Source organism: Aeromonas sp. BIGb0405, from assembly GCF_024807335.1.
GTDB classification, from domain to species: Bacteria; Pseudomonadota; Gammaproteobacteria; order Enterobacterales; family Aeromonadaceae; genus Aeromonas; species Aeromonas rivuli.
The window spans coordinates 481,278-500,791 of the sequence record NZ_JANUEP010000002.1 but is presented as its reverse complement, the minus strand read 5'-3'; the positions used below and the strand labels follow the sequence as shown (position 1 = coordinate 500,791).

Sequence of the window (19,514 nt, the reverse complement as noted above, 5' to 3'; positions counted from 1 at the left end):
GCCCCTTAGCCGATCCGCTCGAAGATCTTGTCGAGTTTCTCTTTGAGAGTGGCGGCGGTGAACGGCTTGACGATGTAACCGTTGACGCCAGCCTGGGCCGCTTCGATGATCTGTTCGCGCTTGGCTTCGGCGGTCACCATCAACACCGGCAGGTGCTTGAGTTTGTCGTCGAGGCGAATGGCCCTGAGCAGGTCGATGCCTTGCATGCCGGGCATGTTCCAGTCGGTGACCACAAACTGGTAGTCTCCATTCTTGAGCATGGGCAGTGCCGTATTGCCATCGTCCGCTTCATGGGTGTTATTGAAGCCGAGATCGCGCAGCAAGTTCTTGATAATCCGGCGCATCGTCGAGAAGTCGTCGACGATGAGGATTTTCATGTTCTTGTCCAAATTTTCCTCCTAGAGAGCCGTCGTGGCGGCTTACTTACATGATGCAATAGCGCAGGTTTCAGGGTGCGGATTATGCCTGAGAGTCGGGGGCCAGTGTAGCCATGACACGCTTATGCGTGCCAATCTCGCAGGCGGGCACGCAATCTGTGCATCGCCTGGCTGTGGATCTGGCTCACCCGAGACTCACTTACGTTCAATACTTCGCCAATCTCGCGCAAGTTCAACTCTTCGTCGTAATAGAGGGAAAGCACCAGGGCTTCACGCTCCGGCAAGCGGCCTATGTGCTCGGCCAGGGCGCTCTGGAAGCGCTCGGCCGCCAGTTCGTCGAAGCCCAGGTTATTGCCCGTATCGGGCCCACCTATCACATCCTCGCTGATCCCCAGATCCTCGATGCCGATGATCTTGCCGCAGGAGACATCCTGCAACATGGTGTGATACTCCCCGAGGCCCACCCCCATATAGGCGGCCACCTCGGTATCGCGCGCATCACGGCCATGGGCCTGCTCCACATTCTCGATGGCATCGGCGATGGTGCGGCTGTTGCGGTGCACCGAACGGGGCACCCAGTCACCACGGCGGATCTCGTCGAGCATGGATCCGCGAATACGGATGCCGGCATAGGTCTCGAAACTGGCGCCCTTGCTACCGTCAAAGTTGCGGGAGGCTTCGAGCAACCCAATCATACCTGCCTGGATCAGGTCATCCAGCAAGACACTGCTCGGCAGACGAGCCAACAGATGCTGGGCGATCCGTTTCACCAACGGAGCGTGGCGCTCCACCAGCACATAGGAATCCTGATGACGCAAGTACGCTTGGGCTTTATTCACGAGTACCTTCCTCTGTGATTGCCGTTTTTTGCAGCAGATTTTCCAGGAAGAACTCCAGGTGACCACCGGGCTGATGCGGGATGGGCCAACTGGCGGCCTTGTTGCCCAGGGCACGGAACGCCAACGCGGCCGGCGACTTGGGGAAGGCTTCGATGATCAACTTCTGCTTGCGCACCGCGGCCCGCAAGTTGGTGTCATAAGGAATACAGGCGACCAATTCCAGGGATGTATCGAGGAAACGATCGGTCACCCGGGTCAATTTTGCATAGAGCTCCTGGCCTTCGCGCAGGGAGCGCACCATGTTCGCCACCACCTTGAAGCGGAACACCCCGTGATCCTTGGACAAGATCTTGATCAGGGCATAGGCATCCGTGATGGAGGTCGGCTCGTCGCACACCACCACCATGATGTCTTGCGCGGCGCGGGTGAAGCTCAGCACCATGTCGGAGATACCGGCGGCGGTGTCCACCAGCAGGATGTCGACCTGGGTCTTCATCTCGCTGAAGGCGCGGATCAGCCCCACGTGCTGGGCAGGTGAGAGCTCGACCATGGACTGGGTGCCCGAGGTGGCCGGCACTATCATCATGCCGTAGGGTCCCTCGACGATGATGTCGTCCAGGGTGCACTCCCCCGCCAACACATGGGAGAGATTGCGGTGTACCCGCAGGCCCAGCATGACGTCAACGTTGGCCAGCCCCAAGTCGGCATCCAGCACCATGACCCGCTTGCCTTGCGCCGCCATGGCCCCGGCCACGTTCAGGGTGACGTTGGTCTTGCCGACGCCCCCCTTACCACCGGAGACAGCGATCACTTTTACTCGATTATTTGTACGCATTTTGCGCAGACCACTCGCCTGATCCATAGGTATGTTACTCATAAGATTCTGAATCCTCGCCCTCACCAAACCCCGCACCCCAGAAATAGGGCTCTTCACTCCCTCGGTCCAGCGACCCCATGGCCGCGCCGACGAGCTGGGCTGCGTTGGCAATCTGAATATCTTCCGGAACCCGCTGACCATCGGTGATATAGCTGATGGGCAGCGCATTCTGGATGCACACGTTGATCACTTCCCCCAGATTGAGGCTCTCATCCAGCTTGGTAAGAATGCAGCCGGAGAGCGGTATGCGGCGAAAGTGATCCATGGCCTCTTGCATGACCCGGCGCTGGGAGGTCGCGGACATCACCAGATAACTGCGGATCTGCACCTTGGAACTCTTGACCAGGGTATCGAGTTGTTCGGTCAGCCTGATATCCCGTTGCCCCATACCGGCAGTGTCAATCAGCACCAACCGACGGTGGCGGAACTGATAGAGGGCGGCCGACAGCTCCTCGGCATCCCGCACCTGGCGTACCGGGCAGCCCATGATACGCCCATAGGTCTGCAACTGCTCGTGGGCACCTATCCGATAATTGTCTGTGGTGATCAAGGCCACCTGCTCGGCGCCATACTTCATGGCAAAACGGGCCGCCAGCTTGGCGATGGTGGTGGTCTTGCCCACCCCGGTCGGTCCGAGCAGCGCCACGGCGCCACCCTGACGCAAGATATCGTCCTCGCTCACCTTGAGCTGCGCCGTCAGCACCTCGGCCAACTGGGCCAACGCCTGATGGACGGACACATCTTCCGGTATGAGGCCCGCCAACTGATCGGCGAACGCATCATCGAAACCAATCTTCTTGAGCTCCTTGATAAGCAGGGCTCGCATCGGCTCGCGGCGCTCCACCTCCTGCCACATCAGACCGGAGATCTGGTGCTCGAGCAGCTTGCGAATGGAGGCCATCTCATGGCGCATGCCCTCCATCTCCTGATCGCGCTGAGCCGGTTGCGGCGCACGCTGGGCGGCGGGGCGCGGCTTGGGCTTGGGTGCTTCCGGGGCTGCCCAGTTGCTCTGTTCGGCCAGGGTTCGGGGCGCCTGCGCTGGCTGGGAGGCCGCGCGTCCCCCGCCCAATCCGCTCTGGCTGGGAGTCAGCTGCTGTTGACGCGCCAGCAGGGCGGCCAGGGTATCGGCATACTGCTCGTTCCTGCTCTGCCCGCCCCTGGCCGGCTCCTGGGCCAGACCCGCGCCGGAAAGCTGGCTGGTCGGACGCACGGCCTGACGCGCCGCAGACGAAATATTGACGCTCTCTTCGTTTAACTGACGGCGAACCGGCACATCCCTGGGCACAACGACCTGGGACTGATAGTCGATCGCGGCGACGATCTCGACGCCGCCGGTGACCTTTTTGTTGGACATGATGACGGCGTCCGGCCCGAGAGTCTCTTTGACTTCGGCCAGGGCCGTGCGCATATCCTTGGCAAAAAACCGCTTAATCTTCACCCGTCATCTCCGTTAACTAGTTCTGTCCTACCGCGCTGACAATACGGATCTGCTTGTCATCCGGTACTTCCTGATAGGACAGGACGCGCAATCCTGGAATGGCATTCTTGACAAACTTGGCCAGGGTATTGCGTAAAATCCCCGATGTCAGAAGCACCGCCGGTTGACCTTCCAATTCTTGTCGCTGGGTGGCCTCGAGCAGGGAGCGTTGCATCCGCTCCGCCAGGCCCGGCTCGATACCGGCTCCTTCGCCCCCACCCGCCTGCAAAGACTGATGCAATATGCGTTCCAACTCTGGTGCCAAGGTGATGACAGGCAACTCGGGATCCGGGCCCGCTATCTCCTGCACGATCAAACGGCGCAGGGCGATACGGCAGGCCGCGGTCAGCACCTCGGGATCCGGGCTGCGGGGGCCATATTCCACCAGGGTCTGCAGTATGGTGCGCATGTCGCGAATAGGCACGCCTTCATTGAGGAGATTCTGCAACACCTTGACCAGGTTACCCATGCTGATCACCTCGGGAACCAGCCCTTCCACCAGCTTGCTCTGATGCCTTCCTATCATGTCGAGCAGCTGTTGCACTTCATCGTGACCGAGCAGCAGCGCCGCCTGATTGGAGAGGATCTGGCTCATGTGAGTTGCCACTACCGTCGCGGCATCCACCACCGTATACCCCAGGGTCTGCGCCTGGGAGACCTGATCCTTGGCGACCCAGACCGCCTCCAGCCCGAAGGCGGGATCCTGGGTCGGGATACCCTGGATCTGGCCAAACACCTGGCCCGGGTTGATGGCCATCTCCTTGTCGTGATAGACGTTCGCCTCCCCCGTGCTCACCCCCATCAGGGTGATGCGGTACTGGTTCGGCGCCAGATCCAGATTGTCGCGGATGTGTACCGCCGGCACCAGAAAACCGAGCTCCTGGGAGAGCTTCTTGCGCACCCCCTTGATGCGGTTGAGCAGCTCACCCCCCTGGCTCTTGTCCACCAGGGGGATCAGCTGGTAGCCGACCTCGAGGCCGATGATGTCCACCGGCATGACGTCATCCCAGCTCAGGTCTTTCTGCTCGACCGGTGCATCGCCATTGGCCGGCAAGAGTTCACCGCTCGCCACCCTGGCCTTGTTCTGTTTCTCGCGGCGCAGCAACCACCAGGCGCCGAGTGCCGCCACGGCCCCCAGACTCAGGAAGGCCAGGTGCGGCATGCCCGGTACCAGCCCCATCATCAGCAAAATAGTGGCGGAGATGACCAGGGCCTTGGGGTTGTCGAACAACTGGCTCAGCATGGCGGTGCCCATGTCCTGATCCGTGTTCTGGCGCGTCACTATGATGGCGGCGGCGATGGAGAGCAGCAGCGAGGGTATCTGGGCAACCAGGCCGTCACCTATGGCAAGCAGGGTATAGATCTCGGCCGCCTCGCCGAAGCTGAGATCGTGCTGCATCATGCCGATGATGAAGCCGCCGATGATGTTGATGAAGAGGATCATGATGCCCGCGATGGCATCCCCCTTGACGAATTTGGAGGCACCGTCCATCGAGCCGTAGAAGTCAGCCTCCTGGGTCACCTCGGCGCGGCGCTTGCGCGCATCTTCCTGATTGATGAGACCCGCATTGAGATCGGCATCTATCGCCATCTGCTTGCCGGGCATGGCATCGAGGGTGAAGCGGGCGCTGACTTCCGAGATCCGCCCCGCACCCTTGGTAACCACCACGAAGTTGATGATGACCAGGATGAGGAAGACGATGATGCCCACCGCATAGTTGCCGCCGATCACCACGTTGCCGAAGGCTTCGATCACATGACCCGCGGCGTCGCCACCATTGTGGCCCTCGAGCAGTACCACCCGGGTCGAGGCGACGTTGAGCGCCAGACGCAGCAGGGTCGCTATCAAGAGCACGGTCGGGAAGGCGGCAAATTCGAGGGGACGGCGGGTGTAGACTGCCACCAGCAAGACCACGATGGAGAGGGCGATGTTGAAGGAGAACAGGGTGTCCAGCATCAGCGGCGGTATGGGCAGCACCACCATGCCGAGGGAGGCCAGCACCAGTAGCGGTGTACCCAACCCCTTGCCCAGCAGTCCACGGTACTCTTTCAACCGGCCCAATGATGCCCGCACTGTCATGACGACTCTCAGTTCTTAACCCCAGATGGGCAGATTAAAGCAAACATCGAGCCAACAAAGCAATTCGTTGATTTTAAATGATTTTAATTTGACTGCGTCAGAAGTTTGTCATCGTCGGCGGTATTTGCGGTATTACGCAGGGAATGGCCAGATCCTTGGCCTCGGGTGCCCAGCGTTAGGCTGAGGGCATCAGCCTCCGGTGCCCAGCGTTATTTGCTTATTTGCGGTATTCCGGGGGAATGGGCAGATCCTTGCCAAGGGGCTGAGGGCGGCGACCCCGGCCACGGCGGAATTTCTTGAGCTGATAGACGTAGGCCAGCACCTGGGCCACGGCGGCGAACAGCCCTTCGGGGATCTCCTGGCCAATCTCGGCGCTGTGGTAGATGGCGCGGGTCAGCCCTGGGGATGGCAGTATGGGGATCTCGTACTCGCGACCTATCTCGCGAATTTTTAGCGCTATCTCGTCCACCCCCTTGGCCAGCACCTTGGGCGCGGCCCCCGGCTTGCTCTGATCATATTGCAGCGCCACCGAGTAGTGGGTCGGGTTGGTGATGATGACGTCCGCCTTGGGCACATCTCCCATCATGCGCCGCGCAGCCATCTCCATCTGCAAACGGCGGATCCGCCCCTTGACCTCGGGCTTGCCCTCGGAATCCTTGTACTCGTCCTTGACCTCCTGCTTGGTCATCTTGAGCTGACGAGCATGGTTCCAGCTCTGGAAGGGAATGTCGATGGCAACGATGGGCAGCAAGGCGCAGCACAGGATGATCAACATCCACAGAAACAGCTCTAGGGCATCGATGATGCCCCCCGGAAAGGCCTCAAGGGAGAGATTGAGCAGGTGGTTGAACTGACTCGACAGGGTCCACCAGGCGAACAGGCTGATGAAGACCACCTTGGCGATGGACTTGACAAGCTCCACCCAGGATTGCACCCCGAACATGCGCTTGAGACCGGCGAGCGGGCTAAGCTTGCTCCACTTGGGCATCATGGCCTGGGTAGAAAAGTTGAGGCCACCGAGCAGGGTATTGCCAACAAAGGCCGCCAGCGCCACCAGGGCGAACAGCAACCCCAGCGGGGCCAGCACCTCGCCGAGCAGGGTCGGCACCATGGCCCCCATGGCATTGGGATCGAATGCCTGCTCCCGCTCCAGGGTGAATCCCATGGTCATCACCTTGATCATGGCGGTGGCCAGCTGTCCCTTGATCATCAGCAGCCCGAACACGGCGGCCAACAGCACGCTGGCGGTACCCAACTCCTTGGACCGGGCGATCTGCCCCTTCTCACGGGCCTGTTGCAGTCGCTTGCCGGTCGCCTGTTCACTGCGTTCCTGATCGGAATCAGCCATGGGGGCCGGCTCCGCAGAAACCCGGGGGCAGACTGCCCCACCTCAACCAGATCCCATCAACTATGGGCGCGTTGCGGTCGCGATCTGGCAAGCACCCCTGGCTCAGCCAACCCCCATTAACTATGGGCACGTTGCGGTCGCAACCTGGCAAGCCCCCCTGGCTCAGCCAACCCCCATTAACTATGGGCACATTGCGGTCGCGACCTGGCAAGCACCCCTGGCTCAGCCAACCCCCATCAACCATGGGCACCTCCCAGACACTGGGTATCGATCAGCTGGCAGCTCGTCTCCTGCACCCGCTCCCAGAGGGCATCGAAGTGCCCCATGAAGCCGCCGATAGTGAGCCAGAGAATGAAGAGTCCCGACATCATGCTGACCGCAAACCCGATGCTGAAGATGTTGAGTTGAGGGGCCGCCCGGGTCATGACCCCGAACGCGAAGTTGATGAGCAGCAGGGCGACGATGGCGGAGAGGGACATCACCAGAGCGGCCTGGAACATGACCCCGATAAAACCTGCCAGGGTGCGCAAAGACCCAACCGAGAGGCCCACTGTGCCCACCGGCAAAGTATCGAAACTCAAGATAACCATGCGCAGCATGATGAGGTGACCGTCGAGGGCGAGGAATACCAGGGTCGCCAGCATCAGGTAGAACTGGCCCACCACGGGGGCGGACTGGCCGTTCATGGGATCCACCAGAGAGGCAAAACCCAGGCTTGTCTGCATCGAGATGACCTGACCGGCCAGCACGAAGCTCTCCATCAGAAACTGGGTCATCAGGCCGAGGGCGGCACCTATCAGGATCTGCTGACCGAGAATAAGAAAGCTGCCGAGGGAGAAGAGCTCCACCGAGGGCATGGGCGGCAACAGGGGTACGATCAGGAAGGTGATGGCCAAAGAGAGCCCCATGCGCACATTCATGGGGGCCAGCTTGCTGCCAAACACCGCCATCACCATCAGCAGGCTGCTGACCCGGGCCAGGGGCCAGAGCACGGCGGCGAGCCACTCCAGAATGAGCTGGCTGGAGAAGGTCACGCTGCTCGCCCCGGGGTTGTGCGACTCACCCCACCACCTCGGGGATCTGGCTCACCATCAGCTGGAAGAAGTCCATCAGGCTCTGCAGGCCCCAATGCGCACCGGCCCCCAGGGCCAGCAGGGTCACCACCAGCCGGGGCAGGAAGCTCAGGGTCTGTTCGTTGATGGAGGTGGCCGCCTGGAAGATGGCCACCAGCAGACCGACGAACAGGCTCGGCAGTATGACGGCACACACCATGATGGTGACCAGCCAGAGCGCCTCGCGAAATACGTCGACAAAGGTTTCCGGACTCATGTTACCGACTCCTTTCCATTGGCCACCGGCATCCGGGCCGACGCGGGTGACCCACATGACCGAGGCAGGAAGCGCCCAGCATCATCCCCCGCTCCCCAAACCAAAGCTGGTCGCCAGGGAGCCCAGAATGAGGTTCCAGCCATCGACCATGACGAACAGCATCAGCTTGAAGGGCAGCGATACCAGCATGGGAGAGAGCATCATCATCCCCATGGCCATCAGGATGCTGGCGACCACCAGATCGATGACCAGGAAGGGCAGAAACAGCATGAAACCTATCTGGAAGGCGGTCTTGAGCTCGCTGGTGACGAAGGCCGGGATCAGCACCCACAACGGCACATCGGCGGGCTTGTCCACCTGCACGTTGGCGATCTCCATGAAAGTATTGAGATCCTTGATCCGGGTCTGGGCCAGCATGAACTGGTGCAGGGGCAACTGGGCCTTCTCCAGCGCCTCCTGGGTGGTGATGGTTTCGGCCAGATAGGGCTGCAAGGCCTCCTCGTTGATGCGATCCAGCACCGGGGACATGATGAAGAAGGACATGAACAGGGCGATGCCGACCAGCACCTGGTTTGAGGGGCTCTGCTGCAGACCGATGGCCTGACGCAGGATGCCGAGCACCACTATGATGCGGGTGAAGGAGGTCATCATGATGACCACGGCCGGCAGGAAGGAGAGGGCCGTCATCAGCGCCAGCACCTGCAGGGTCAGGCTGTACTCCTGACTGCCATCCGCCATGGTCTTGATGGTCACCGCCGACATGCCATCCTGGGCCAGTACCAGCGGCGAGCAGAGCAACAGCAACAGCCAGCCCCAGTGACGCTTCATCAATAGATTTCTCATCCCGTTATTCTTTGTCATTGCGCGCCATCAGCTTGCTGAGCTGCTGGGCGAAGGCCTGGGGTTGACGCTCATCCAGGGGCTGCTCAAGCCGATGGAGAAAGGTGACCTGCTGGGGGGTAACGCCGAGCAAGAACTGCTGCTCCCCCACCTTGACCACCAGCAGTTTTTCCTTGTAGCCGAGGGGCAAACTGGCGATCACCTTCATCTGGCCGCCCCCTATCGCCTGAGTGAGCTTGCTCTTCTTGAGCAGAAACCCCAGCACCAGGATGAGGCCGATGACCATCAGGCTCGACAGCAGCCAGGAGGTGAGGCTCGGCAGCGTGGCGGTTGTCTGTGCCAAGGCAGGCAGCGGCAACAGCAGCAACAAGAGGGCGGCCCGCATCATTTTAATTTCTTGATCCGTTCAATCTGGCTGATCACATCGGTCAGCCGGATCCCGAATTTGTCATTGACCACCACCACCTCGCCGTGGGCGATCAGGGTGCCGTTGACCAATACATCCAGGGGCTCACCGGCCACCCTGTCCAGCTCCACCACAGATCCCTGGTTGAGCTGGAGCAGGTTGCGGATGCTGATCTGGCTGCGGCCCACTTCCATGGCGATGGTCACCGGGATGTCGAGTATGGTGTCAAGCTTGCGGCGCTCCTCGGCACTGATGGGCGCATCGTCCTTCAGCTCTTCGAGGGGAGCCGGTTTGACTTCCGTCGTGACCTGCTCTTCGAGGGCTGCAGCCCAGGCATCGGCCATCAGATCCTGCTCGTCTTCGGGTGTGCTCATCTTACTTCCTTACTGTTCATGATTAGGCGGGTTCCGGGCCTGTTATCGGTGGGGATTTTCGATGCTGCGCTCGAGCTCTTCCAGCTCGGCCTCGCCATCGATACGCACGCCGCCCCGGGTGACCAGGTGCATCTCGGTCTTGACCCCGTCCGGACGCTTGAGTTTGTCGACAATCTTGAGCGCCACGTTCTCTTTTGTGCGGCCCATCTTGGCGTGGAAGGTCGGCAAGTCCTCCACATAGACCAGCAGGTTCTCCGGCATCTCCACCGGGATGATGTCGCCGGGTTTCAGCTCCATGAGGTCGCGCAGGGTGAGCTCGGTCTCCAGCAATTTCGCCTTGAGCTCCACCTTGACATCCATGATCTCGTCGCGCAGCGCCTTGCTCCAGCGCACGTCGGTGTCCCCCTTGTCGCTCTGCACCCCGGCATCGAGCAACTCGCGGATGGGTTCGAGCATGGAGTAAGGCATGGCCACGTGGAAGTCGCCGCCACCGCCATCGAGTTCGATGTGGAAGGAGCTGACCACTATCACCTCGGTCGGGCTGACGATGTTTGCCATGGCCGGGTTCACTTCGGAGTCGAGGTACTCGAAGCCCACATCCATCACCGGCGCCCAGGCATCCTTGTAATCCTCGAACACCAGCTTGAGCAGCATCTGGATGATACGCCGCTCGGTGGGGGTGAATTCCCGTCCCTCGATCTTGGCATGGTAACGGCCATCGCCACCGAAGAAGTTCTCCACCAGGATGAAGACCAGACGCGCCTCCATGGTGATCAGCGCCGTCCCCTTGAGGGGACGGAAACGCACCATGTTCAGGCTGGTTGGCACGAACAGGGTATGTACATATTCGCCGAACTTGAGCATCTGCACACCGTTGATCGACACCTCGGCGGTGCGCCGCATCATGTTGAACAGGCTGATGCGCATGTGACGGGCAAAACGCTCGTTCACCAGCTCCAGGGTCGGCATGCGGCCACGGACGATGCGATCCTGGGAGGAAAAATCAAACTGGGCTATGCCGGGATCGCCGGCCGCCCCTAACTCCTCCTCTTCGACATCGTCGACCCCGTGCAAGAGGGCATCAATTTCGTCCTGACTTAACAGATCGCTCACGCTTCACCTACTGCATTACAAAGCCGGTAAACAGCACTTGTTCGATTACGGGGGAAGAGGTCAGGTCTTTCAGGACCCGACGGCACTCTTCCAGTGAGTCATTTCGCAACTTTTCCTTGCCCTCGAAGGTGACCAGTTGCTCGGCGCTGGCGGCGCTGAAGACCCGCAGCAGCGTCCCCTCGATAAGCGGTACATGCTGCTTGGCAAGGGCCTCGCTCGGGGCGCCGCGCACCATCAGCTGCACCTTGATCTGCACCAGCCTGTCCCGGCTCTGGCCCGCCACGTTGAATACGAAGGGACGCGGCATGCCGACATAGAGCGCCGGCAGGGTCGCGGGGTCTTGAGCCTGACCATCCGCCTGGGCGCTGGCCTCGGCCTTGGCGGCCTCGTCACTCCCCGAGAGCAGCAACCAGGCGGCAACGCCGCCCCCCATCAACACAAGCAGCACTATGACGGCCATGATGATCAGCTTTTTTTTGCTGGCCGTCGCCGGGTCTTTGAGCGTCAGTTCGCTATCGTCCGCCATCCCTTGTCCACCCTGGTATCAAACTTGTTCGTTATCATAAACTTAACTTGGGGCGCATCAAGCATAGAAATCAATTCCGCTCTCGTTTGCCGCATCCATGGACAAACTGAGTCGAGTGACGCCGTTTTCGGCCTCATGTTGAGCGCCATGACCGCCCTCCCGACCAGGCTGACCATGGCCCCCCTGTCCCGCGAAACCCTGGGTCTGCTGTTGCGACTGCTGCTGAGCCTGCTGTTGGGTCTGTTGTTGCACCGACGTCTGGCCAAGCTGGATCCCCTGCCCCGCCAGCATCTCCCTGAGCCTGGGCATGGCCTGCTCCAGCATCTCCCGGGTCTGGCCATGCTGCACCACGAAACTGACGCTGGCCTGGCTGTCCTGGCCCAGCTGGATCTGGATTTTCATCTTGCCAAGGCCCAGAGGGTCGAGCTGGATCTCCGCCTGTTGCAGCTTGTCTGCCAGCATGACATTGACCCGTTGCTGCAATTCGGCCGGGGCATCCTGACCGGCCAATTTCAAATGGGGTAAAGCGGGGGCGTCGGCGCGGGGCTGGCTCAGGGCAGTCTGGCTGACCCTGGCCTCGGCCAGTGCTTGCGGGCCCTGATGTGGGCTGGGAGGCGCAGGGTCGCTCTCCCCCTTCTGACCGCTGGTGACCAGAGATCCACTGCGCTCAAGAGCCGCCAGTTTACCCTTGGTGACAGGCTCATTTTTCACTGACGCGGCGGCCCCCTCGATGGTCGCGGCAGAGGCCCCTTGAGGCAAACTGGTGACAGGTGCCTGACTCCCCTGAGATTGCGCCTGAGCCAGCACTTGCTGAGGCACCACTAAGGTCGGCGCCACTGGCGTGCTGCTCGCAGCCTGCCCTGGCGCGCTCTGGGTTAGGGTAGTCTGCGAGTCACCACCGGCCTTGGCCGCAGCGCCCTGACTGACGCTCCCGTCTGCGTCCACCGCTGATGGCGTCCGGTCTTGCGGCTTGTCAGCCGGCTGGCCACGGCCTGATACATCTGGCGGCACGCTGCCCGGCAACGGCCCCCCTTGCTGGGCGAGCTGGCTGCCGACCGCAAAGGCCTGGGCCGGCGTGCTGGCATCGGGCTTGCGCGCAGGCTCGGTGACCGGCGTGGTGCCCTCATCCCCTTGCAGGGCCTCATCCATACTGGGCAAGGCCCCGGCAGGCAGTATCTTGCGGCCCTGCTCGGCACCTCTCTCCATCAGGGCCGCAACCAGCTTGCTGTCGCCCTCTCCCGCCTCTGCCTGTGCCTCATCGGCGGCATCATGCTGACCCCTGTGGGCCGCAAGTGGCGCGCCCGGCGTGTCGGATGTCGATGCTGCGCTCGTCTCTTCAAGGCCGGGAGCAGGCGGCAACATATTGCCTTCCCCAGGCGCGCTGCTGCCTGATGGCGAAACCAGGCGGGTATCTTGTTTGAGGGAATCTTGCAGATGGGCGAGGAAGGGGTGACCGGCAAGGGCGTTGAGCGCCAGGGCACCATCGTCAAGGGCGTCCCCCTTGACAGCCTCCTCGCCATCTTGCCCATGAGCGACGGCTTTGCCTGGCTTGGCGTCACTCTCTTGACGCCCTGCAGATGCCAAACCGGCGGCCATCTCTGCCCCGGCCTGTTCCATCTGCGGCTGCAAGCTCTTATCAGCGCCATCCGTCCTGGCCACGCCCTCAGCCCGGTCTCCCCTGGACGGCGCAACCTGCTCCCCTTGCTGGTACTGGGTCATCAGATCGGCAAACCCAGCCTTCTCCTCCCCAGGCACAGGGGCATCATCGCGCCGAGCCTGGCTTGTCAGGACGCTCGTCTCACCGCTAACGGGTGGCGTAATGGGGGTCAACAATGTCTGCATCATCCTGGATTCCGGGTCTGGGCGCCGATAAGGCCTGAATTGGAATAGGGGCACCCCTTGGTGCGTCATGAGCAATTAGAAAGCAAGTTACAGGCCAGAATGTTGAGTTCGGCTACGCAGGGAGAATTCATCCAACATCTTCTGCTCTTGCCGCTGGGCTTGCTGCTGGGCGCGAACGGCCTGCTTGTCGAGCAGCAGTGCCACCGCCTTGCGCCGTTGCTGGGCTCCCAGCCACTCTTCCCGGCGCTGGCTGAGCACCTCGCGGATCTGCAACACCCCCTCAAACTGCTGGGTCGCAGCCTGCTCCAACTTGCTGATGAAGGCGTGATACTGGGCGTTCTGCTGCGCGGGTATGCCCTGCAGGCCCCGGTCTGTCCACTGCTGGTGATAGACCTGACGATATTGGTTGAGGGCATCTTGCTGCTGCTGGTACAGCTTCAAGTCCTGCTGCGCCTTGGCCAGCGCCAGGGCAGCCTGCTGCTCAGCCACCAGCAACCTTTCCGCTAATAACACCAGTCCCTTGCTCATTGACTACCTCTCGCTGGCTGGATGAAGGGGGATGTTCGCCCCGCACGCGGGATCACTGCATCAGGGGCATGGCCACCAGTTGCAGTGCCTGCAGGCCATCATCATAGTGGACGACCTCACGCATTTTTTGCTGCAAGAAGCGATCCAGATACGGCTTTTGGCTGATGGCCCTGTCGATGCGCGGATCCGCCCCCTGGCTGTAGGCGCCTATGGTGATCAGATCCCGGTTCTGCTGATAGAGGGAGTAATACTGCTTGAGGGCCCGTGCCAGCCCCTGATGCTCGGCCGAGGTGACCTGAGGCATGACCCGGCTGATGGATTTTTCGATGTCGATGGCTGGGTAGTGGCCCGAATCCGCGAGTTCGCGGGACAACACTATGTGGCCATCGAGAATGGCCCGGGCCGCATCGGCGATGGGGTCTTGCAGGTCATCCCCTTCGGTCAGTACCGTGAAAAAGGCGGTGATCGACCCCTGACCATCGCTGCCATTGCCCGCCCGCTCCACCAGGGCAGGCAGCTTGGCGAACACCGACGGCGGGTAGCCCTTGGTCGCGGGCGGCTCTCCCACGGCCAGGGCGATTTCCCGCTGGGCCTGGGCATAGCGGGTGAGGGAATCCATCAGCAGCAGCACATTGAGGCCCTGATCGCGAAAATACTCGGCGATGGCCAGCGCCGTTTCGCAGCCCTTGAGCCGCATCAGCGGCGAGGCATCCGCCGGGGCGGCCACCACCACGGCCCGCTCGCGCCCCTCTGCCCCCAGAATATCTTCGATAAACTCTTTGACCTCCCGGCCCCGCTCGCCGATGAGGCCGACCACCACCACATCCGCCACCGAGCCCCGGGTCATCATGCCCAGCAACACGGACTTGCCGACCCCGGAGCCAGCAAAGAGCCCCATCCGCTGGCCCTGACCGACGGTGAGCACCGCATTGATGGCACGCACCCCTACGTCCATCGGCTTGTGGATGGGACGACGGGCGAGCGGGTTGATGCGGGTCTGGGCAAATTGCACCGTCTGGGCCGCGATAATGGGGCCGAGTCCATCCAGGGGCTGGCCGATGCCATCGATGACACGGCCGAGCAGATTCATGCCGACCGGTATGCCATAGGCCTCGGTAATGGGCACCACGCGGGCGCCGGGGATCACCCCCTTGAGCTGTTCACTCGGCATCAGGAACAGGCGATCGCCGCTAAAGCCGACCACCTCTGCCTCCAGGGTGCCATCCTGGGTATCGATGCGGCACAGGGCGCCGATGGCGGCCCGGCACCCCACGGCCTCCAGGGTCAATCCCACCACCCGCGTCAACTTTCCGGCGACCGGGGTCTTGGGGGCTATCTCTCCGACCCGGTAACGTTGCAGTCGCTGGCAAAGGCTGTTGCTCATAATGGGATCCTGAGGCTGGGAATTGAGAAGGGAAACCCTGGCGTCAATCGCGCTGGTTGTCGCGCAAGAAGTTGCGCAACAGCTGGTCGATGCGCCCCGAGAGGGTCAAGTCCACACTGGAGAGTTCAGTGGCCAGCTGAATATCGCCGGGCAACAGGGTCGGATCGCTCTCTAGCCGCCAGTGGCGCCGCTCGCACTCCTCCTCCCCGAATGCCGCCACCACCCGGGCAATATCATCCGGATGCAGGGAGAGCGTCACCCCTTGATTGGACGCGGGCAGCAGGGCCAGCCCCTCCTTCAAGGCACCGAGCAGCAAGGCGGGTGAGGTCACGGCCTCCTGCTTGATCAGGGCCCGGGTCAGCTGCATCACCAGGGCGATGAGCTGTTGCTCCACGTCGGCATCCTGCTCGGCCAGGGGGTCGGCCAGGCGGGAGGCCAGCAGGCGCCAATGGCCCTGCTCCTGCTCGACCAACTCGCGCCCGAGGGCCAAGCCCTCCTCCTTGCCTTGGCTAAGACCGGCATCGTGCCCCTGCTTGAGACCCTCTAGCTTGCCCTCCTCCAACCCCTTGGCAAAACCTGCGGCCTGCCCCTCGGCCATGCCCTCTTCCCAGGCAGCCTGGCGAATGGCTTCCAGCTCCTCGGCCGTGATGCTGGGGGCGGGTTCCTCGGCCGGCTCCGGCTCAGGTGGCAGCTCCGACTGACTATACCAATCCTGGGGCAGGCCCAGGGCATTGGTCTCTATCTCGGACTCGACTTCCATCTCCGGCCAGCCCCAGGTCTCTATCTGGGTACCGGTCGTGTCGGGTCTCACATATCCGCGCAGCTTGCTGTTGTTCATGGTTGAGAGGCACTCCTCGTCACTAGCGGCCCGGCGCCGCCGCGCCGCTTATGATGCATGGTTTAGAGGAACTCGTCGCCGCCACCGGCGCCCAGCATGATCTCGCCGGCATCGGCCAGGCGACGGGCGATGGAGAGGATCTCCTTCTGGGCCGCTTCCACCTCTGAGACCCGGATCGGCCCCATGGCCTCCAGATCGTCCGCCAGCATCTCGGCGGCGCGCTTGGACATGTTCTTGAAAATCTTCTCGCGCATCTGATCGTCCGACCCCTTGAGGGCCCGTTGCAGCAGATCCCCCGGCACTTCCCGCAACATGGTCTGGATGCCGCGATCGTCCACGTCGATCAGGTTCTCGAACACGAACATCAAGTCCTGGATCTGCTGGCTCATCTCCTCGTCGGAGTCGCGGATGGCGTCCATCAGCTGACCTTCGACGTTGGTGTCCAGGTAGTTCATGATGTTGGCCGCCGCCTTCATGCCGCCCATCTTGGCTGCCTGAGCACCTGCCGCACCGGCAAACTGCTTCTCCATGATGTCGTTGAGCTCTTGCAGCGCCGCCGGTTGTACCTCTTCGAGGTTGGCGATGCGCATCACCAGATCCAGGCGTACCTGCTCCGGGAACTGGCTCAGGATCTCGGCAGACTGCTCCGGCTCCAGGTAAGAGAGCACTATGGTCTGGATCTGCGGGTGTTCGTTCTGGATGATGCTGGCCACCTGGCGGGCATCCATCCACTTGAGGGAATCCAGACCCCGGGCGCCGGATCCCAGGATGATCTGATCCACCAGGTTGCTGGCCTTGTCTTCACCCAGGGCCGCCACCAAGGCTTTGCGCACGAAATCTTCGCTGCCGATGCCGATGTTGGTGTACTTCTGGATATCGTCGATAAATTGACGATGCACCGCCGCCACCCGGTCGTGACTGAAATCGGACATGGAGGCCATGGACATGCCGAGCCGCTGCACCTGCTTGGGCTCGAGGTGGCGGAAGATCTGGGCCGCATCCTCTTCGTTGAGGCTGAGCATCAGCACCGCGGCCATCTCTATCCCCGTCATCTGCTCGAGGATCTGGCGCTGACCATCGCTGATGTCGTTGCCGGTCACTTGATTCTTATTTTCTTCAGGCATCTTTGGTTACCCACTCTTTAATGACCTGCGCGGCCAAGTCCGGTTCATTCGCCACCAGGGCACGCACCGCCTTGAGCAGGTCTTCATCACGATGGAGATCCGGCAGCTTGAGGTGGCCATCGCGCACCCCGAAGATGGGTTCTGCCTCGGCCTGGGCCGCCAGCAGACTCAGTTCGTCGTCGCCGCCCAGCACTATGCTGTTGTCCAGATCCAGTTCGCCATCGGGTCTGACATCCGGGTAGAGCAGACGCTTGAGCATGGGCCGCACCACAGTCACTATCAGCACTATGATGACCAGCACAGAGGCGGCGATGCGCACCGCGCGCCAGAACCAGGGCTGCTCGTAGATGGGCAGGTCCGGCATCACATCCAGCTCGGGGCGGTTGAAGGGGATGGCGACCACTTCCAGGCTGTCTCCTCGGGTCACATCGAACCCCAGGCCGCCGCTGATGAGCCGACGCAGGGTATCAATCTCGGTCTGGCTGCGCGGCTCGCGGGTAACGGCGCCATCGGCCCCGGTGATCGACTTGTAATCCACCGCCACCGAGACCGTCATGCGGCGAATGCCGCCCATCTGACGCCGGGTATGACTGACGGTGGTATCGAGTTCATAGTTGCGGGTGGCCTCCTTGCGCGAGCGACCGGCGCTGGTGCTGCTCTCGCCCCCTTCCACCTTCTCCGGGATCCCCGAGGCGGCGGGTGGCTGGTTGGAGAGGGCGCCAGGCACACCGCCATTGGCCCCGCTGGCACTGTTCTCTTCCAGGGTCATCTCCGAGCGCACCGCAGGCAGGTCCGGGTTGTAGGTCTTGCGGGTCTGCTCCTGCTGGGAGAAGTCCAGGGCAAGATCCACTTCGGCGGTGTAGTTGTCCATGCCGAGCACGGGGATCAGGATGGCGTCAATTTTCTGTTTGTACTCCAGCTCCTGCTTCTGCTGCATGGCAAATTCTTTGCGGGTCTGGGCGGAGACCGGATCCTGGGAGCCTGAGTTGAGCAGGCGACCACTCTGATCGGTGACAGTGACCCGGGTCGGTTCCAGGCCATGGACCGCGGAGGCAACCATGTCGACGATGGAGTCCACCTCCCCCTGACCCAGGGCCGAGCCCTTGAGGCTCAACACCACGGTGGCGCTCGGTTTGCGCTCGTTGCGGGCGAACACGTTGTCTTTGGGAATGGCCAGCAGCACCTGGGCCTTGGCCACGTTCTGGAACTGTTCGATGGCGCTGGCGAGCTGGCGCTCGCGGCTGAGCTTGAGGCGCTCGGCTTCCATGCGCTGGCTCACCCCGAAGCTGGAGTCCTTGAGCAAGATAGCCTCGCCATCGTTGCTGCTGACGCTGTTGGTGCCGAGCCCTGCCCGGGTCAATCGCAGTCGGATATCCCCATAGTTCTCGGCGCTGACCAGCACGCTCTTGCCATCGACCTGATAGGGGATCTTCTGCTGATCCAGATAATCCAGGGTGGAGACCAGCTCCTCGGTGCTATAGGTGCCAAGGGGCCGCATCTCCGGCTCCTTGCCCCACAGCAAGATGAAGACGGCGATGGCCAGACAGATGGCCAGCCCCAGGATCAGGGTGATCTGGCGCAGCACATCGCTGTTGGAGAGAAACCCCAGCGCCGAGCTCTTCTGTTCATTCTCGTCGAGGGCACTCGCCCCTTCATGGTTGATCAGCAGATCGCCATTTTGATCGTTCGCCACGGGTCAGATCCTTATCTTCTGGTCTGGTTCATGAGGTTCATGAGGTTCATGAGGTTCATGAGGTTCATGAGGTTCATGAAAGAGGGGAATAGCGAGGAGGGAAAATGCGCTCTCCAGTACCTGGCCAAATAGCAAAATCAACCCCTTACACCGGCATGTTCATGATGGTCTTGTAGGCATCGACCATCTTGTTACGCACCTGCACCGTCGCCTCGAAGGCGATGGAGGCTTTCTGACCGGCGATCATCACATCGGAGAGATCCACCGACTTGTCACCCATGTCGAGCCGGGTACGCAGATCGTTGGCAGTGCCCTGCAAACCGTTCACATTGCCGAGGGCCTGCTGCAGCAGCTGGCCGAAATCCGAGCTGACGTGGCCGCTTGGCTGGCTGACGGCAGGAATACCCGCTTCCACCTTGAGGGCCTGCATCTCTTGCATCAGGCTGCTTGCACTTATTTCCATCACTCTTCCCCAGACAAATCATTGACGCTGGCAGAAGATAAGCAATTAGGGTGCCA

20 protein-coding genes are annotated in these 19,514 nt (G+C 61.6%); all 20 read right to left on the bottom strand.

Annotated features, from left to right (window positions below; translation table 11 throughout):
* Positions 1-5 precede the first annotated feature (5 nt).
* Entirely contained in the window at positions 6-389 is a 384-nt protein-coding gene (cheY, locus tag M2366_RS07075; RefSeq protein ID WP_005899653.1) for a chemotaxis response regulator CheY, read from the bottom strand.
* A 110-nt stretch (positions 390-499) separates the two neighbouring features.
* On the bottom strand, positions 500-1,216 hold the full coding sequence (locus M2366_RS07070; RefSeq protein ID WP_042040542.1) for an RNA polymerase sigma factor FliA: 717 nt from the start codon (positions 1,214-1,216) through the stop codon (positions 500-502).
* Positions 1,209-2,051 carry a MinD/ParA family protein gene (locus M2366_RS07065; protein ID WP_306381966.1) on the bottom strand — a complete coding sequence of 281 codons (843 nt, stop codon included), beginning with the start codon at positions 2,049-2,051 and terminating at the stop codon, positions 1,209-1,211. Before M2366_RS07065 ends, M2366_RS07070 begins: the two co-directional genes overlap by 8 nt.
* Before the next feature lie 34 nt (positions 2,052-2,085).
* Positions 2,086-3,531 (bottom strand): flagellar biosynthesis protein FlhF, encoded by a 1,446-nt coding sequence (flhF, locus tag M2366_RS07060; protein ID WP_259269293.1) that lies wholly within the window; start codon positions 3,529-3,531, stop codon positions 2,086-2,088.
* A gap of 16 nt (positions 3,532-3,547) precedes the next feature.
* The gene (gene flhA / locus M2366_RS07055; protein ID WP_259269292.1) at positions 3,548-5,650 is read right to left on the bottom strand and encodes a flagellar biosynthesis protein FlhA; all 2,103 of its coding nucleotides are present in this window, start codon (positions 5,648-5,650) and stop codon (positions 3,548-3,550) included.
* A 217-nt stretch (positions 5,651-5,867) separates the two neighbouring features.
* The gene (flhB, locus tag M2366_RS07050) at positions 5,868-6,998 is read right to left on the bottom strand and encodes a flagellar biosynthesis protein FlhB (RefSeq protein WP_042040547.1); all 1,131 of its coding nucleotides are present in this window, start codon (positions 6,996-6,998) and stop codon (positions 5,868-5,870) included.
* Between the two features lie 236 nt (positions 6,999-7,234).
* Entirely contained in the window at positions 7,235-8,032 is a 798-nt protein-coding gene (gene fliR, locus M2366_RS07045) for a flagellar biosynthetic protein FliR (RefSeq protein ID WP_042040549.1), read from the bottom strand.
* 25 nt (positions 8,033-8,057) lie between these two features.
* Complete coding sequence (fliQ, locus tag M2366_RS07040) at positions 8,058-8,327, bottom strand: flagellar biosynthesis protein FliQ (protein ID WP_005899639.1); 270 nt, start codon at positions 8,325-8,327, stop codon at positions 8,058-8,060.
* Between the two features lie 81 nt (positions 8,328-8,408).
* Positions 8,409-9,188, bottom strand: a complete 780-nt coding sequence (gene fliP / locus M2366_RS07035; protein WP_404972788.1) for a flagellar type III secretion system pore protein FliP — start codon at positions 9,186-9,188, stop codon at positions 8,409-8,411.
* On the bottom strand, positions 9,175-9,555 hold the full coding sequence (fliO, locus tag M2366_RS07030) for a flagellar biosynthetic protein FliO (protein ID WP_370736599.1): 381 nt from the start codon (positions 9,553-9,555) through the stop codon (positions 9,175-9,177). Before fliO ends, fliP begins: the two co-directional genes overlap by 14 nt.
* Positions 9,552-9,947: a flagellar motor switch protein FliN gene (gene fliN / locus M2366_RS07025; protein ID WP_042040553.1), complete on the bottom strand. Its 396-nt coding sequence runs from the start codon at positions 9,945-9,947 to the stop codon at positions 9,552-9,554. Before fliN ends, fliO begins: the two co-directional genes overlap by 4 nt.
* A 42-nt stretch (positions 9,948-9,989) precedes the next feature.
* A complete protein-coding gene (gene fliM / locus M2366_RS07020; RefSeq protein ID WP_042040555.1) occupies positions 9,990-11,060 on the bottom strand; it encodes a flagellar motor switch protein FliM in 1,071 nt (356 codons plus the stop codon).
* Between the two features lie 7 nt (positions 11,061-11,067).
* The gene (gene fliL / locus M2366_RS07015) at positions 11,068-11,586 is read right to left on the bottom strand and encodes a flagellar basal body-associated protein FliL (RefSeq protein WP_042040556.1); all 519 of its coding nucleotides are present in this window, start codon (positions 11,584-11,586) and stop codon (positions 11,068-11,070) included.
* A 57-nt stretch (positions 11,587-11,643) separates the two neighbouring features.
* Positions 11,644-13,431: a flagellar hook-length control protein FliK gene (locus M2366_RS07010; RefSeq protein WP_259269291.1), complete on the bottom strand. Its 1,788-nt coding sequence runs from the start codon at positions 13,429-13,431 to the stop codon at positions 11,644-11,646.
* 84 nt (positions 13,432-13,515) lie between these two features.
* A complete protein-coding gene (gene fliJ, locus M2366_RS07005; protein ID WP_042040558.1) occupies positions 13,516-13,956 on the bottom strand; it encodes a flagellar export protein FliJ in 441 nt (146 codons plus the stop codon).
* A gap of 52 nt (positions 13,957-14,008) precedes the next feature.
* Complete coding sequence (gene fliI / locus M2366_RS07000) at positions 14,009-15,340, bottom strand: flagellar protein export ATPase FliI (RefSeq protein ID WP_042040559.1); 1,332 nt, start codon at positions 15,338-15,340, stop codon at positions 14,009-14,011.
* Between the two features lie 43 nt (positions 15,341-15,383).
* Positions 15,384-16,178 carry a flagellar assembly protein FliH gene (gene fliH / locus M2366_RS06995; protein ID WP_042040560.1) on the bottom strand — a complete coding sequence of 265 codons (795 nt, stop codon included), beginning with the start codon at positions 16,176-16,178 and terminating at the stop codon, positions 15,384-15,386.
* 62 nt (positions 16,179-16,240) lie between these two features.
* Positions 16,241-17,302: a flagellar motor switch protein FliG gene (gene fliG, locus M2366_RS06990; RefSeq protein WP_005899616.1), complete on the bottom strand. Its 1,062-nt coding sequence runs from the start codon at positions 17,300-17,302 to the stop codon at positions 16,241-16,243.
* Positions 17,295-18,995, bottom strand: a complete 1,701-nt coding sequence (gene fliF / locus M2366_RS06985; RefSeq protein ID WP_042040561.1) for a flagellar basal-body MS-ring/collar protein FliF — start codon at positions 18,993-18,995, stop codon at positions 17,295-17,297. The genes fliG and fliF overlap by 8 nt, the downstream gene beginning before the upstream one ends.
* A gap of 145 nt (positions 18,996-19,140) precedes the next feature.
* A complete protein-coding gene (fliE, locus tag M2366_RS06980; RefSeq protein ID WP_042040562.1) occupies positions 19,141-19,458 on the bottom strand; it encodes a flagellar hook-basal body complex protein FliE in 318 nt (105 codons plus the stop codon).
* Positions 19,459-19,514: the final 56 nt, after the last annotated feature.